Raw genomic sequence first — 13,033 nt, 5'->3', positions numbered from 1 at the left:
AACTGGGGCGGGGCCGCACAGCCTGGACGCAGAAACTCCAACTTTCGTTTGAGGATCAGCCGGCGGGTCGCCCTCAAACCTGTGCAGAGCGGTACCGGAGATCGTTGTGTTAGGTCGGTCACTTGGCTCATCACTCACCGTCAGGGAGTGACAGATAAAACGTGGAACCCAAACCGGGCTCGGAGGAGACCCACAGCATCCCGCCGTGTCGTTCCAGAATCTTCCGGGCGATCGTCAGTCCCGCCCCCGTCCCGCCGCCGTAGGCATCGGAAGGGTGCAGACGCCTGAAGATCTGGAAGACAGCCTCCCAGTGCGACGGTGCAATTCCGATACCGTTATCGCGGACAAACAGAACGGTCTGCGGCCCTTTCAGTGGATGGGGGGGGGAGGGATGGGAGCCGTCGGATTCTCCAACGGCGATCGTCCGCACCGGCTGGATGTTATAGCGAGAGGCGTTGGAAAAGAGATTGCACAGGACGTCCCGCAGACACATGTAGTCCGCCGTGACCTTCCTCGACGTGAGGATCTGGAGCTGGACCGAGCGGCCGAGCTGATCGCCGAGCGACATCTCCGCCGCTTCTTCCGCCACCTGGGCGACGTCGACCCGCTCCGTCAGCAGATCCCGCCGGCCGGCGCGGGAGAGACGCAGCAGCGCCTCCAGCAGATCGTCCATTCTCTGGACATTCTGCCGCAGAAAGGCGATCCGTGAGCGGACGTCCTCCGCCGGAGCCGATCCGGCGGCTTCGTCCAGACGTACCAGGGCCTTCTGCATCACCCGCAGCGGCTCTTTCAGATCGTGTGAAGCGGAATAGCAGAATGCGTTCAGATCGGAGTTGAGCCGCGACAGTTCGAGGTTCGCCCGTTCGATGTGCGCCAGCTGCCGGGCCGAAACGGCAAGCAGGCCGTTCCGCAGCTCCTGGGCCATGGCGTGGTCAAGTTCGGTCCAGGGGCGGCTGCGGCCGGAGACGACCTGTTTCCACGTCGCGAAGGACTTCCGGGGGGAGAGCCGGAAGCCGTCGTCCGTCGGTTCCACCGCCTTGTCAGGGTTTCCGGCCCACAGGATTTCCTCGGTGTAGTCCGGCCGGAAGACCAGGACGACGAACTGCCCCTCCGGGCCGATCCGGAAGGCCAGTCCGCCTCCGGGCGCCGCGTCTGCGTCCGTCCCCAGGAACTCGCTCAGGCAGGGGGTCGCGGTGATCTGCTCGATTGGAGCCGCCAAGGCTCGCCGGGCGATCTTCCGCACGGTCTCCGCGGGAGGTGTCGTCCCGGCGACGAACAGTTCGTCGTCGAGAACAAGCGCCATCCCTTCCGCCGCCAGCGTTCTCCGCAACTCCTCCGAGGCAGCGGTCACGCCGGGCCACAGCGTGCTGGCGGCATCGGCGATCTGGAGCGCCTGCCGGGCGTGGACGCGGCGGCGTTCCCGTTCGTCGACCGATTCGGCATCCAGACGGGTCTGGAGATGCGACGCCGCGACATTCCCCAGGAGCTCACAGCCCGCCCGCAGCTCAAAGGGAAGGATCCGCGGCGAGTAGTGGTGGCACGCCACCAGTCCCCACAGCTCCTCGCCGCGGAGGAGCGAGATCGACATCGAAGCCGCGACCCCCATGTTCCGGAGGTACTCGATGTGGATCGGCGACACGCTGCGGAAGGCGCTGTAGGTCAGGTCGAGCGGGCCGCCGTGAACCGGGCACCGCGGCGGGACGATGGGGACCGACTCCGCGTTGATGTCCGCGATGAGGCGGATCAGGTTCACGGTGTACAGCCGCCGGGCCTGCGGTGGGATATCGGTGGCCGGATAGTGCAGCCCCAGGAACGGCTCCAGGTGGTCCGCTTTCGCTTCGCCGACCACCGCCCCGTGGCCGTCCTCCAGGAAGCGGTAGATCATGACCCGGTCGAATCCGTTCATCCCCCGGATCTCGCGGGCCATCGCGTCGTAGAGCGACGTCATGTCCCGGCAGGCCTGTAGGTGGGCGGTCGCCTGCCGCAGCTGGACGGCGAGCGATGTCGTCGTCCCCGGTACGGTCGTGTGGAGGTGGATCGAATCGGCGGCTTCCAGCTCGTACTCGACGATCAGGATGCCCTGATAGAGATGCGCCGATCCGAGTCTCGCCGCTCCGTCCGGCTCGCCGACGAAGTGCGTCCGCAGCGGCACGGTCATGGCCGCGATTCCGGTGCGGACCGTTTCCCGCAACCGGGCGCAGGTTTCGGCGTCGAGCACCTCGGACATCGGCCGGCCGCCCATCTGTTCGGCGTTGATTCCGAGAACGGCGGGCGCGTTCCCGCTCCACTGGATCATCTGCTCCGTTTCGGGATCGAATGCCAGCAGCAGGCCGTGCGGCTGGATCGAGCCGGGGATGTGGATCGGCTCACGCTCGCAGTTGTCGAGGTCGACGGTGAACGGAGCGTCGGGAGCGTCGGCGGTCGGCTCACTCATGGCGGCCTCCGTTCGCCACTGCTGGAGTCGACGCGGCGGAAGGCACGATCCCCTGCTCGCGGGCGCATCGGGAGAGCCACTCGGAGAACCGTTCGAACGTCCCGACCGCGGCCCGCGCGGCTTCGTCGACCTCGGCGGGAGTCGTCAGGACTGCGTTCAGCCAAGCCTGAAACCGCTTCCAGCGCGGACCGGTCTCGTCACCGTAGGCGGCCAGCCACCGGCCTCCCGATTCCGCGGTGCAGCCGAGCGCGTCGTGCAGCATTCGCGACAGGAGCTGTGCCCCGAGCGTCGAGCCCTCGAGGACATAGAGGCCTCCGACCGCCGCGGCAAAAGAGTTGATGAACCCGAAGTCCGCCTCGGGAACCGCGGCGGTCGCGCTGTCTTGCCCGCGGCCCTCCTGACGGTCGAGAGCCGCCAGGTCCGCGGCGATCCAGTCCGCGGTCCGGCGACTGGCGAAGTCCGGAGGAGTCTGCGAGCCGAGAGCCTGCCAGATGGCTCGGTCCGCGGGGCGGGCCAGGCTCAGAAAGCCCGTCAGGAGGGCGCGGTACCGCCGGGTGTCCGACAGGAACGCTTTCCAGTCGACCGCCTCTTCCAGACGGGAATGAGATAAGTGAGTCGCGGCCCGCAACGATGCGGACGGAAGAGGAGAAGGGGCGTCGGATTGTCCAGGTTGCACAGTGCCGTCGATCAGAGTTGGAGAACGAAGGCACGCCCCACCCTTTGGCGGCGGCGTCTCGTGTGCAGGCCATCGTGGGGCCGGCAATCCCCGCAGAGCACTGACACTCTTCGCTTCCAATTACTTTGAGAACCGCGGTCATTCGCCGCAACCCTCGTCGTGAAAACCTCCCCGGGCGGTGGCGGCGTCTGAGGAGGCCGGCTGCGTCGAACCGACATGCCCGATACACTCGCCGCGATAGCAAACCGCACCCGTCTGGAACACGGAACGATGAGTCTTCCCGTCCGAGTGGTCATGGCGTGCCTGCTGGTTGCCGCGTTCGGGGTTGCGGCAGCGGACGATCGCGTCGACAAGGCCCTGGCCAAACGGGGGCAGTGGAACGGCCGGCTCGACCGGGACCAGATCCGGCCGAACTGGCTGCCCGACAGGAACGCCCTCTGGTACCGCGTCGGGACCGGGGCGGGGACCGAAGAGTACGTCCTCATCGATCTCCGGACGGGTGAGCGGCGGACCGCGGCCCGGCGGGATCAGCTGGGCCTCCCCGAGTCTGACCCCCTCAAGACGTCGGAGGCGTCGACCGCGGTCCGCCGCAGTCGCAGGACGGGCGATGCGATGACGCTCACGTTCTCCAACGAACTCTCGCAGGACGTCGAGTTGTTCTGGGTCGATCCCGAAGGCGAACGGGTTTCGTATCAGGGGATTTCGGCCAAGGACCGGCGGGAGCTCAGCACCTTCGCCGGGCACGTCTGGCTGATCGCGCTCCCGACCGGCGAGGCGCTGGCGGTGATCGAAGCGCAGGACGATCACCCCGCGATCGTGATCGACGGCCGGGGGAAAGACCGCGGACGGGGACCGGATGGAGCGGGCGCCGGCAGCCGGCGACGCGGGGCGGACCGCGCGGGGGACTCGCCGGACGGACGGTGGACCGCCCGCGTGGAATCGGGACGGGTCATCCTCGTCGATCGAGCGTCCGGCGACTCGAAGCCGCTGAAGACCGACCTCGATGAGTCGGCCCCCTTTCACGGCCGCGTGGCGTGGTCTCCGGACTCGACCGCCTTCGTGGTCAGCAGCGCCGCGGAGGTTCCCGCCCGCAAGGTGACGATCGTCGACTCCTCGCCGAAGGGAGGGGAACAGCCGGTCCTCAAGACGTTCGACTATCGCAAGCCGGGGGATCCGTTGCCGAAACCGCGGCCGGTCCTGTTCCGGGTCGCCGGAGAGGGACCCGCGTGGCAGGCGGTCGATACCGCGCTCTTCCCCGAACCGTTCACCGAGTCACCGGAGATCGACGTCCGCTGGGCGCCGGACGGCAGTGAGTTCTCCTTCAGTTACGATCAGCGCGGCCATCAGCTCTACCGGATCATCGCCGTCCACGCCCGCACGGGCGCGGCGCGGGTCGTCGTCGAGGAGACCAGCCCCACCTTCATCGACTCCCGGTCCAAGACCTGGCGGCACTGGCTCGACGGGACCGGCGAACTGCTGTGGACGAGCGAACGGGGCGGCTGGTGCCACCTGTGGCTCTACGACGCCCGGACCGGACAAGTCAGGAACCCGGTGACGAACGGAAAGTGGGTCGTGCGGGAGGTGCTCCACGTCGATGAGGCCGCGCGGGAAGTCTGGTTCCTGGCGGGCGGGCTCAAGGCGGGGGAGGATCCGTACCATCGCCATCTCTGCCGCGTCGGGTTCGACGGGACCGGCTTCCAGCAATTGACCGAAGGGGACGGCGACCATCGCGTCGAGTTCTCACCGGACCGGGAGTTTTTCCTGGACCGCTGGTCGCGGGCCGACCATCCGCCGGTCCACGAACTCCGCCGCAGCCGCGACGGAGACCTCGTCACCCCCCTGGAGACGGGGAGCGCGGAGCGACTAGTGTCGACCGGCTGGTCGATGCCGGAACGATTCGTCGCCAAAGGACGCGACGGCGATGCTGAGATCCACGGGATCCTGATCAAGCCGTCCGACTTCGATCCGTCGAAACAGTACCCGGTCGTCGAGGAGATCTACGCCGGCCCGCACTCCGCGTTCGTTCCCAAAGAGTTCGGCCTCCTGCCGCGGCAGCACGCGATCGCGGACCTGGGGTTCATCGTGGTCCAGATCGACGGCATGGGGACGAACCACCGCGGCAAGCGGTTCCATGACGTCTGCTGGAAGAACCTCCGGGACGCGGGGTTTCCGGACCGGATCGCCTGGATCCGCGAGGCGGCCCGGACGCGGCCGTGGATGGACCTGTCGCGGGTCGGGATCTATGGCGGAAGCGCCGGCGGTCAGAGTGCGATGCGGGCCCTCCTCGACCATCACGACTTCTATAAAGTGGCAGTGGCGGACTGCGGCTGCCACGACAACCGGATGGACAAGATCTGGTGGAACGAGCAGTGGATGGGCTGGCCGGTCGACGGCAGTTACGCCACCAGTTCGAACCGGGACGACGCCCACAAGCTCCAGGGGCGGCTGCTCCTGATCGTCGGGGAGCTCGACACGAACGTCGATCCGGCGAGCACGACGCAGGTGGTTGGCGCGCTCCAGAAGGCGGGTAAGACCTTCGACTACCTCCCGATCGTCGGGGCGGGGCACGGGGCGGCGGAAACGCCGTATGGCTCGCGGGCTCGGATGGAGTTTCTCCTCCGGCATCTCGTCGATCGTCGCTGAGGCGGGCGGTGTGCTGGTGAGGCGAAGAGTGTGCCTCGCGCGACGGGAGTGGTCCGTCTCCGCGTCCTGACCGGCACGGCTCTGCTTGCTCAAACCCAACGTGCGACGGCAGCCTGGGGTCAAGGGGCCAAAGAAACAACACAGGCCCCCTTGCCGCCGGAGGCCCCTTCTACGAGGAACTGTGGGACATAACGGACATCCCCTTTGTTGAACCGGCGTTGAGGACTCACCGCCCGCGTTGCACTCCCCGCGGGTTGGTGAGGGGGCATACGGCACGGTGTCCGCGCTTGGACGCGCGCTCCTTCAGACTGTCCCCTACGAGACGGGCCTCCGGCGGGCAAAGGGCCCCTTAAGACAACACAGGCCCCCTTGCATCCCCCACCAGGGTGACCCCTGGACCCGGTTCTTATGACCGGTGGTGCTGGGGGGCGGCTCAGTCGTCAGGCGAACGCCTTCCGGACGAGCTCCGCCTCATGCTCGATTCCGGTCAAACGCTGGTCGAGCCCCTGATGGAAGTAAGTCAGCAACCGGTGGTCGAGTCCCATGAGATGCAGGATCGTCGCGTGGAGATCGCGGACGTGGCAGCGGTCCTCCACCGCCCCGAAGCCGAGCTCATCCGTCGCCCCGATCGCCTGGCCCCCTTTCACTCCTGCGCCGGCGAGCCACATCGTGAAGCCGTGCCAGTTGTGGTCGCGGCCCGGCTTGTCGACCCCTTCGCTCGTCGGCGTCCGGCCGAACTCGCCCCCCCAGACGAGGAGCGTTTCGTCCCACAGCCCCGTTCGCTTGAGGTCGGTGATCAGAGCCGCAATCGGCTGGTCGGTCTCGCCCGCGTGGAGCGTGTGGTTCGAGATGCAGTCGGTGTGGCCGTCCCAGGTGTCCTCGATGTGCCCGCCGCCGGAGTAGAGCTGGACGAACCGCACTCCCCGCTCCAGAAGCCGCCGGGTGATGAGGCACTTGCGGCCGAAGTCCGCCGTCCGCGGTTCGTCGACGCCGTACATGGCCCGCGTGTGGGCCGTCTCACGGGCGAGGTCGACCGCTTCCGCGGCGGTCGTCTGCATCCGGAAGGCGAGCTCATAGGACTCGATCCGGCACATCAGCTCACCGTCCTGATCGTGACGCGCGAGGTGCTGCTCGTTGAGAGTCTTGAGCAGGTCGAGCCCGCGGCGCTGCGTCGTCTCGCTCGTTCCGGTCGGCGTGGCGAGGTCGAGCAGGGGCGTGCCGCCGCTGCGGAAGAGCGTCCCCTGGTAGCTGGCGGGCATGTAGCCGCTCGACCAGTTTGAGGCACTGCCGATCGGACCGCCGCGGGGGTCGGTCATGACGACGAAGCTCGGCAGGTTCTCGTTGAGCGTCCCCAGCCCGTAGCTGAGCCACGAGCCGAGGGCCGGCTTACCGATCAGGACGGCGCCGGTGTTCATCTGCAGGCAGCCGGAGGCGTGGGCCGCCGTGTCGGTATGCATCGAGCGGATGACGCACAGCTCGTCCGCGTGCTGCGCGAGGTGCGGGTAGAGGCTGCTGATTGGGAGGCCGCTTTCGCCGTGCTGCGAGAACGGGAAGACGCTTTTGGCGAGCCGGCCGACCGGACGTCCGTTGGATCCGACGGCAAGCGGTCCGGAGTAGGTCTGGCCGTGCAGACGGTCGAGCTCTGGCTTGGGGTCGAAGGTGTCGACCTGGCTCGGGCCGCCGTTCATGAACAGGAAGATGACGTGCTTGGCCCGCGCCGGGAAGTGGGATGTCCGCGGGGCAAGGGCTCCGGCGAAGGCCGTCTCTCGCGACAGCAGATCGCAGAGCGCGAGCCCCGCGAACCCGCCGCCGACTTCCCACAGGAACTCCCGCCGGGTCCGGCCGCACGGCGTCCGGTTCTCCGCGAAACGGGAGGCGGCGCCGGCGGTCTCTGGCGATGGATTGGGACGCATGGTCGCCTCACTCGGGGTAGACGAACTCGTTCAGGTTGAACAGGACGCGGCAGAGCTGGACGCGGGCGGCCTGACGGACCTCGGCCTCCGTGGCGGTGGCGCCCCGTTCCGCGCGGAGGGTCTGGATTTCATCGGCAACGAAGGCCCGCATCGCCTGCCGTTCCTCGTCGCGAGGAGCCCGGGCGAGGGCCAGTTGCCAGGCGAGGTCGATCTGCCGATCGAGATCGTCTCCCGCCTCGGCCTGAAGGCGGTCGGCCAGGTGCCGCGCCTGCTGGAGGACGAAGTCGCTGTTGAACAGTGTCAGCGCCTGCGTCGGGACGGTCGTGACGTTCCGCCGCGGGGAGGACCGCGTCGTGTCGCACAGGTCGAGGACCTCCAGAAGCGGCACGAGCAGCGACCGCTTCGTAAAGGCGTAGACCGTCCGCCGGGCGGCGGCCCGCTCGTTGTAGGCGGGCCAGATCGACGTTTTGTCGGCGTGGCTTTCGAGGGCTTCCCGGGGGATGAGCGGGTACATCGGCTGTCCGAAGAGCGTCCGGTCGAGCTGGCCGCTCACGGCGAGGATGCTGTCGCGGATCGGCTCGACTTCCAGCCGCTGGAGCGACCGCCGCCACAGGAGCCGGTTCTCGGGATCGGCTGCCTCGTACTCGGTCCGGACGGCGCGGCTCTGCTGGTAGGTGCGGCTCGTCATGATCAGGTGGTGGAGCTTCTTGAGCGACCAGTCCGCCTCGTGGACGAACCACCCGGCGAGGTAGTCGAGCAGTTCCGGATGCGTCGGCCGTTCGCCGTTGAGGCCGAAGTCGTTGGAGGTCCGGACGAGTCCCTCGCCGAAGTGCCACTGCCAGACGCGGTTCACGATGACCCGCGCGGTGAGCGGGTTCTCGCGTTCGACGAGCCACTCCGCCAGGGTCAGGCGGCGGCGGCTCGAATGCTCGCCGGGTGAGAGGAAGTCGACCGACCTGGCGAGCAGGATCGCCGGCATCGCGGGGGCGACTTCGTCGCCAGGGTTGCCGGGGCTGCCGCGGAGGAGGATGTGGGTCTTCGGCGGCGTCCCCTTCTCCTCGAAGAAGTATCCCTGCGGGGCTGCCTTCTTCTGGTCGTCCGTGAGCTGTCGCCGCGCTCCGGGGAGCATGGCGGGAAGCGTCAGCTCCGTGCGGCCGTTCTGCGGGCGGGCCAGGGGATTGAAGATCGAGACGAGGCTGTAGTAGTCCCGCTGGGTGAGCGGGTCGAACTTGTGGTCGTGGCAGCGGGCGCACCCCATCGTGAGGGCCAGGAACGACTGGCTCGTCGTGTTGACGATGTCGTCGAGCTGATCGAAGCGGTCCGCCGTCGGATCGGCTGGTTCGTCGTCCCAGGGACCGAGGCGGTGAAAGCCGGTGGCGACGATCGAGTCGAAGTCGGCGTCGGCGAGCTCGTCCCCCGCGACCTGCTCGAGGAGGAAGCGGTCGAACGGGAGGTCCTCGTTCATCGCGCGGATCACGTAGTCGCGGTAGCGCCAGACGTCCGGCTTGGCGGCGTCCCGTTCGTAGCCGTTGGAGTCGGCGTAGCGGACGACATCGAGCCAGTGCCGCGCGTAACGCTCGCCGAATGCGGGCTGCGAGAGCAGTGTCGTGACGAGGCGGTCGTATGCGTCCGTGTCTGCCGTGGCGAGGAACTCCTTCTGCTCCGCGGGGGTGGGCGGCAGGCCGTGCAGGTCAAGGTAGGCCCGCCGCATCAGCGCGGCTGGCGGTGCGTCGGGGTTCGGCGTCCATCCTCGGGATTCCAGCTTCGAGAGGACGAACCGGTCGATCGGGTTGCGGGACCAGCTCGCGTCGCGGACTGCGGGGACGGGGACCGGACGGAGCGGCTGGAACGACCAGTGTTCTCTGGGCGAGGGGGTCATCGGCTCGTCGGCCGGAGCCGGCGCTCCGCTGTCGATCCACGCCGCGAGTGTGGCGATCTCGGCCGGCGTCAGAGGGGCTCCCTTAGGGGGCATCCGTTCGTCGGGATCGGTCGAACTGATGCGGGCGATGAGGCTGCTTTCGCGACTCTTCCCTGCGAGCGCGACCGGGCCCTCGTCACTCCCCTTGAGGATCAGCTTCGCGGCGTCGACCCGCAGGCCCGCCTCCTGGGTGATCGCACCGTGGCAGGTCACGCAGCGGCTGCGGAGGAGCGGCTTGATGTCGCGGAGATAGTCGACCGGATCGGCGGCCGCCTGTCCGGGAAGGGTGCCAATTGCCAAGACGCACGCCGCGAGGGCGCGAAGAAGACGTCCCATGCTTTGACCAACGCGAGCAGGTTGATGTCCACATTACGACCCGCTGATCGTATCCGAAGCTGGCGATGTGTAGGACGATTCCGATCCGTCTTCTGGAAAAGATTCGCACCCCCGCGAGGCTCCGCGGAATTTTTTCCGGAGGCCCGTGTGGGGACGATGATGCACAAACCCAACGACGCACGACGGAGGCCCTGTTCGGTTAACCGAACAGGGCGTGGACCTAAGTCGCGTACCGGTTGGGGTTTGCTGCGGATTCCCCCGGCAGCCGTGCCTTGAATCCCGGCATCAGCACGCGGGCACATGGAAAAGAACCGTGTTCCCGCCCTGAGCATTTTGCCTACTGGCTAAGCGGGCGGGGGGCATTTCCTGGTGATTCATCGAGTATGGTACGTCATTTTCCAAGTGGTTCCTCGCGACCGACGACTTCCCCGGCCGCCCAGCCCCTTCCCCCTCGACGCTCGATGGGAATGCCGGAACGCTCTGAAGCCCTGATCCAGAGTTTTGGCCGACGGTATGTCACCGTCCTGGTCGTGGTGGCGGGCTTGCTGCTGGTCGACCAGGCGGTGCTGCAGCCGCTGCTGATTCATCTCAACCTTTACGCCCCCGTCATCAACCTTGCCGGACGGCAGCGGATGCTGAGCCAGCGGCTCACGAAAGGGAGCCTGGCGGTGGCCCGGGCTCCCCAGGACGCCGCAACGTGGAGCCAGGAACTGCGGGGCTCGCTGACCGACTGGACGCGGGTCCATCGCGGCCTGCAGGAAGGGGACTCGGAACTGGACCTCCCCGGAACCTCGACCCCGGCGATTCGGGCGGCCTTCGCCAAGCTCGACTCCGACGTGGTCGGCATGACCGAATGCGTCGAACGGATTCTGGCCGATCCCCGCGCGGCGGACGCGCTGGTGCCGGACATGCTGCGGCATGAAAAGGCGTACCTGAGCGTCATGGACGAAATCGTCCGGATGTTCCAGGAGGAGGCCCGTGCCCGGGGGCACCAGTTGCGGATCCTGGCGGGGATCGTGACCGCTTCGGCGATCGGACTGATGACCGGGCTTTATGGGCTCGTACTGGCGCCGGCTTCGCGGCTCATCCGCGATCAGGTGCTTCGACTTGCCAAGAGTGAACAGGAGCTCCGCGAGGCGCGGGACGCGCTCGAGATCCGGGTCGACGAGCGGACGCGGGAGCTGTCCGAGGCGAACGCCTCGCTGGAACGGGAGCATGAGGAGAAGGAAGAGGCCCAGACCCGGACGCGCGAGCTCCAGGAGCAGTTGGCTCATGCCGCCCGCGTGACGAGCCTGGGGCAGCTGGCGACCGGCATCGCCCACGAGATCAACCAGCCGCTCGGCGCGATTACGAACTACGCCGAGGCGCTGAGCGTGCTGACGTCCAAACCGAGAGTTGTCCCGGAGGAGATCCAGAGCATCTCCGGGCGGCTCCGCGACGCAGCGATCCGCGCCGGTCGGATCGTGAGCCGGATGCGGAACTTCGTCCGGTCCCGGTCGGCTCCTCGCGGGCCGGAATCGATCCAGGGGCTCGTCCGCGAGGTGGTAGCCCTGTGTGAATCAGACCTCCGGGAGAACGGCGTGCGGGTGGACCTGCAGCTGGATCCGGCGGAGGACCGTCTTGTTCTTGTCGATTCGATCCAGATCCAGCAGGTGCTGGTGAACCTTGTTCGCAACGCGACGCAGGCGATGTCAGGCGTTCCGGCCGAGGAGCGGCGGTTGAGCCTTCGGACGCGTTGTCTCGATGACACTGTCGCTGTTGAAGTCGAAGATACTGGAGCGGGCCTGCCCCTCTCCGTGCTGCAGGCGGAGTTCCAGCCGTTCCACTCCACGAAGGCGGATGGCATGGGGCTGGGACTTTCGATCTGCCGCACCATTTTGGAAACCCATCATGGCGGACTGACCGCGCGGAATATCGAACCGCGCGGGGCGCGTCTGACTTTCACCCTTCCCGTGGCGCATGTTGACTCCGGTAACGACCACTCCGACCGTCTTTGTTGTCGATGACGACGGAGACCTCCGCGATTCCCTTCTGACGCTGTTGCGAGCCCTCGGCCATTTTTGCGAAGGGTTCGCGTCGGCGGAGGAGTTCCGCGCCTCCTACACGGAGCCGCGGGCGGGGTGTCTTTTGCTCGACATCCGGATGCCGGGGCAGAACGGCCTGGAGATGTATGCGGACCTTGTCCACGAGGGGAAGCGGTTGCCGGTGATCTTTATCACGGCTCATGCGGACGTGACGACGGCTGTGGCGGCGATGAAGACCGGGGCGATTGAGTTCCTGGAGAAGCCGTTCGACAAGGTGACGCTGGCGGATCGTGTTCAGAAGGCGTTGATTGTCGATCGGTCGTGGCGGGAGAGTGATGACCGGTACAACTCGCTGGATCGGATTGTGCAGCAGTTGAGTCCGACGGATCGTGAGACGCTGCAGATGATTCTGGAGGGGGTTCCGAACAAGGTCATGGCGGCGCGGCTTCTGATTACGCTGCGGGCTGTGGAGTTGCGTCGGCAGCGGCTGATGCAGCGGTTGGGGGTGCGGTCGGTCGCTGAGCTTTTGGAAGTGACGATTACGCATCGGGTGCTGGCGGAGTTGCGGACGGTCGAGCAGGAGTGGCCGCTCCGCTGAGTGGGTACGAACACTCGCGATCTCAGAGCAAGCCCCGACCGGGTCCAGGGGGTACCCCTGGTGGGGAGTGCAGAGGGGCAACGCCCCTTTGCCCGCCGGAGGCCGTCTCGTCGAGAGATGTCTGAAGGAGTTTGTGTCCAAGCGCGGACGCCGTGTCGTATGCCCCCTCACCAACCCGCGGGGATTGCAGGGCGAGCGGTGTGTGGTGAGGGAGTCCTCATAGCTGGTTCCCTAAAGGGGACGTCCGTCGCTCACCACGGTTCCTCACAGGAATGCCTCCGGCGGCAAGGGGGCGTGGCCCCCTTGACCCCAGCCTGCCGTGGCACGTTGGGTTTGAGGTAGCATCGCCGTGCCGGCAAGGACGAGGTTTGCGCGCGCTTGCCATCCGACCGCTCCTCGGCCAACATGTCTGACATCTGTCATCTATGGGCCGTTCGGGAGGGCATCCCAATGCAACTCGAGGCGATCCGACGGCCGTCAACCGTCGATCT

7 protein-coding genes are annotated in these 13,033 nt (G+C 67.2%); 3 read left to right on the top strand and 4 right to left on the bottom strand.

The features are described from left to right. Positions 1-130 precede the first annotated feature (130 nt). Both VT03_RS07075 and VT03_RS07070 read right to left on the bottom strand, forming a co-directional pair. A complete protein-coding gene (locus tag VT03_RS07075; protein ID WP_075092347.1) occupies positions 131-2,434 on the bottom strand; it encodes an ATP-binding protein in 2,304 nt (767 codons plus the stop codon). Beyond that, positions 2,427-3,062 carry a biliverdin-producing heme oxygenase gene (locus tag VT03_RS07070; protein ID WP_075092346.1) on the bottom strand — a complete coding sequence of 212 codons (636 nt, stop codon included), beginning with the start codon at positions 3,060-3,062 and terminating at the stop codon, positions 2,427-2,429. Before VT03_RS07070 ends, VT03_RS07075 begins: the two co-directional genes overlap by 8 nt. Positions 3,063-3,380: 318 nt before the next feature. Between VT03_RS07070 and VT03_RS07065 the strand changes: the two genes are divergently transcribed. After that, the gene (locus VT03_RS07065) at positions 3,381-5,753 is read left to right on the top strand and encodes a prolyl oligopeptidase family serine peptidase (protein ID WP_197489230.1); all 2,373 of its coding nucleotides are present in this window, start codon (positions 3,381-3,383) and stop codon (positions 5,751-5,753) included. Positions 5,754-6,193: 440 nt separating this feature from the next. On the opposite strand, the gene VT03_RS07060 is transcribed toward VT03_RS07065, so the two are convergent. Both VT03_RS07060 and VT03_RS07055 read right to left on the bottom strand, forming a co-directional pair. Then, the gene (locus VT03_RS07060; RefSeq protein WP_075092345.1) at positions 6,194-7,666 is read right to left on the bottom strand and encodes a DUF1501 domain-containing protein; all 1,473 of its coding nucleotides are present in this window, start codon (positions 7,664-7,666) and stop codon (positions 6,194-6,196) included. Between the two features lie 7 nt (positions 7,667-7,673). Then, entirely contained in the window at positions 7,674-9,884 is a 2,211-nt protein-coding gene (locus VT03_RS07055) for a PSD1 and planctomycete cytochrome C domain-containing protein (RefSeq protein ID WP_197489229.1), read from the bottom strand. A 503-nt stretch (positions 9,885-10,387) separates the two neighbouring features. Here VT03_RS07055 and VT03_RS07050 point away from each other — a divergent pair. Together VT03_RS07050 and VT03_RS07045 are read left to right on the top strand one after the other, a co-directional pair. Beyond that, entirely contained in the window at positions 10,388-11,926 is a 1,539-nt protein-coding gene (locus tag VT03_RS07050; RefSeq protein WP_075092343.1) for an ATP-binding protein, read from the top strand. Next, positions 11,880-12,542, top strand: a complete 663-nt coding sequence (locus tag VT03_RS07045; protein ID WP_075092342.1) for a response regulator transcription factor — start codon at positions 11,880-11,882, stop codon at positions 12,540-12,542. Before VT03_RS07050 ends, VT03_RS07045 begins: the two co-directional genes overlap by 47 nt. Positions 12,543-13,033 lie beyond the last annotated feature (491 nt).

Source organism: Planctomyces sp. SH-PL14 (assembly GCF_001610835.1).
In the GTDB taxonomy this organism is placed as follows: domain Bacteria; phylum Planctomycetota; class Planctomycetia; order Planctomycetales; family Planctomycetaceae; genus Planctomyces_A.
This window is presented reverse-complemented; position numbering and strand designations above follow the sequence as displayed.

Excerpts from the sequence above, each read along its gene's own strand:
- VT03_RS07060 (WP_075092345.1), bottom strand. The coding sequence starts at position 7,666 with ATGCGTCCCAATCCATCGCCAGAGACCGCCGGCGCCGCCTCCCGTTTC.
- VT03_RS07050 (WP_075092343.1), top strand. The coding sequence starts at position 10,388 with ATGCCGGAACGCTCTGAAGCCCTGATCCAGAGTTTTGGCCGACGGTAT.
- VT03_RS07075 (WP_075092347.1), bottom strand. The coding sequence starts at position 2,434 with ATGAGTGAGCCGACCGCCGACGCTCCCGACGCTCCGTTCACCGTCGAC.
- VT03_RS07045 (WP_075092342.1), top strand. The coding sequence starts at position 11,880 with ATGTTGACTCCGGTAACGACCACTCCGACCGTCTTTGTTGTCGATGAC.
- VT03_RS07065 (WP_197489230.1), top strand. The coding sequence starts at position 3,381 with ATGAGTCTTCCCGTCCGAGTGGTCATGGCGTGCCTGCTGGTTGCCGCG.